Annotated in this window: 2 protein-coding genes; both read right to left on the reverse strand. The window is 67.7% G+C overall.

Going from position 1 to position 2796, the window contains the following annotated elements:
* Window positions 1-104 precede the first annotated feature (104 nt).
* On the reverse strand, window positions 105-1724 hold the full coding sequence (locus ABTZ94_RS37210; RefSeq protein WP_351207847.1) for an IS1182 family transposase: 1620 nt from the start codon (window positions 1722-1724) through the stop codon (window positions 105-107).
* 416 nt (window positions 1725-2140) lie between these two features.
* Entirely contained in the window at window positions 2141-2539 is a 399-nt protein-coding gene (locus ABTZ94_RS37215) for a hypothetical protein (protein ID WP_351207845.1), read from the reverse strand.
* Between the last annotated feature and the right edge of the window lie 257 nt (window positions 2540-2796).

Here is a 2796-nt window from a genome sequence, read left to right on the forward strand (position 1 = left end):
GACGATTCAGAGTGAGGACAGCCGAAGCGTCAATCGGGGATCGGGTCAGACCCTCGAGCGGTGCCGCCTCATCCTCACAGTCGGGGATCTTGGAGTTGCCGAGGTCAGCTGCCCAGGTTTCTCCAGGACGTCGGCCGGGGGATCTCGCGCTGGTCGAGGTAGTTCTGGAGGGCAGTCGGCTGGCGGGGCGTAGGTGTTTCCTCGGTCGGCGGCAGTCCACTGAGACGCTCGGTGTTGACGGCGATGGCGGTCAGGACGTGCTGGATGTGGGCCTTTTCCTGTCCTCGGTAGCGGCAGCGTCGCATGCCGTGGCCGTGGGCGAACTCGTTGACCGTGCCCTCTACTCCCGAGCGGACCGCATAGCGGGTCTTCCACTCGGGCGTTTGTTGCTCGGTTCGGACACGGAGTTGAAGGTCGCGGAGCTCGCGTGGAGGAAAGCCGACGTTGCGGGCGTTTTCGCGGGACGTGGTGCATCGGGCGCGGGCCGGGCAGGGGTGGCACTGGCCCTTGGTGAACCGTGCAACGATCAGCGGAGCCGCGGTGGGTGAGGAGGTCGGGTAGGGGCCGTGCCAGCCCTGGCTGACCTGACCCTGGGGGCAGGTGACCTGTCGACGGTCGTAGTCGATGTGAAAGTCGTCCCGGCCGAAGCCTTCATTCTGACGGTGCTGTCGGGTGGGGTTGCCCGGCAGCGGTCCGGTGACGGTGACCTGATGTTGTCGAGCGGCCTGGTCCAGGTGGACCAGGGAGGTGTAGCCGCTGTCGACCAGGTGCTCGGCGGGTAGCAGGCTGCGACGGTGCAGGCGGGTGTGGATGCCGGGCAGGACCTTGCTGTCGTGTGTGGTGGCCGCGGTGGTGGCCACGTCAGTGATCACGTTGGGGCCGTCGGGAGCACACGTCTCCGTCAGGTGAGCGGAGAACCCCTTCCAGCTGATGATGTGTCCGTGGCGTGCGTAGCGGGCCGAGGTGTCGTAGGGAGAGACGATCGCCCGTGACGAGGGCGGCAGCCCGGGTCCGTCTTCGGTCTCGGCTGTGCGCCAGCGCAGGTGTCCTGCGGTGTCGTGGTGGTAGTTCTGCACCATGATCTGGCGCAGGGCCTGAATACGAGGGCCGGACGCGCGGTCTGCTCCGCGCTGGTAGAGGTGTTTCAGGAGCCGGACGGCGTCGTTTCCGGTGGCGAGGATCCTGGTCTTGGGCTTGGTGGGGTTCTTGCCCAGGCGGACCGGTCGGCCGTAGCGGCGTCCCCACTCCTCGTCGACCAGCTCGTCCAGCAGGTGAGGGGAGGTGCCGGCGACTTCTTCCAGTGCGGCGCGTACCGACTCGGTGATCAGTTCCAGGCGGGTCAGATCGCGCACCACGGCCAGGACATGGGTGGAGTCGGTGCGCTGTGTGGTGCGCTCACGCACCAGGCCGGCCTCCTTGAGGCGGGCCAGCGCGAGGTCGAGGAGGCGGTCAGCACGGCCGTCTTCGGCGAGACGGTCGCGGAAGTCGCCCAGCACGCTGTGGTGGAAGCCGGGGTCGTCCAGCTCCATGGCCATGGCGTACTTGAAGTCGATGCGGCAGCGGACCGCCTCGGCAGCCTGGCGGTCGGAGAGGCCGAGCAGGAACTGCAGCACACAGACGGTGGCCAGTTGAGCGGGCGAGAGGCCCGGACGCCCGTCACGTGGGTACCAGTCGGCGAAGTCCTCGTCGCACCACAGCCCGTCCAGCCGGTCTCTCACCCACATCGCCGTGGTACCGCCCGGGTTACTCGCCCGCGCGATCTGCACGGTCAGAGGCGGGATTTGTTCACCGGAACGGGGGCGGAGGGACAACGGGCACCTCGACAGCTGGATCGGTCATCGGGACCACCCGAGCATGCCCGTTGACCACGCTGCCGCACCGCGAAACTCCAAGATCCCCGACAGAGTCAAGCTGAGATAACACCAGGCCAGACCGTCTACCACCCCACCCGAAAGCACCTCGATCAGTTCTCACCCGACCTGCAACACCCCAGCCCAGCCCCGCCCCCACACCCCAACCCACACCGGGAATCGATAGCCCCGCGGCGGGCCGGGGCGCTGCGATGAGCCCATCCCCGACCCGTCGCTGCTCACGGGCGTCCGGAGCGGCCTGCCCCGATCTACGCCCGAGCCCAGCCGGTCTATGCAGCCCCGATGTCGGACCGGACCCGCTGCCAGGGCCCGCCGTCGGTCCCGACGATGGTCATGCGGGTGATCAAGGCGCCGTCGTCCCATTCGCCTTGGAGGAAGACCTCACTCCGCGCTGTTCCGCCCAAGGAAGTCCAGCGGATGAACTCAAGGTTGGGGCGGTCATTGTCATACCAGCGCGTCCATACCGAATAGTCGAAACCTATGGCCGCCAGGGCAGCGGTGCAGGCGAGCTGCTGAACCGCGTGAATCTGCCCGGCCGTGAGAGGGCTGTCGGGCATCTCGGCGACCAGGTGCTCGACGCCCGGGTCGGGTCCGTGACCGGGACTGCTGAGCGAGCTGAAGACCATCCCGAACTCGGTGCCGCCGGCCGAAGCACGCCTGTCGCGCAAGGGGCGTCCAGTGGTGACCGCCCATCCACAGGCCTGCTGCGATCTCGTTCCAGGGGGCGTGAGGATCGGGCGCTCCTCGGTCCTTCTGGCGTGTCTTCAACGTGGCTCCCCCTCCAGACAGGTTGGGGCAGCCATCTCCCGGCCCCTACGCCCGACTCTGTGCTAGGTGTACTCGGTCATGACGTTCGTGACAGTCGGCTGATCGGTGGCTGGCCGCCGAGCGCGGTGTGTCGGCGTCCAGTGTTGTAGAAGTCGAG

It is taken from the genome of Streptomyces sp. NPDC002785 (genome assembly GCF_040295565.1).
Lineage (GTDB): Bacteria > Actinomycetota > Actinomycetes > Streptomycetales > Streptomycetaceae > Streptomyces.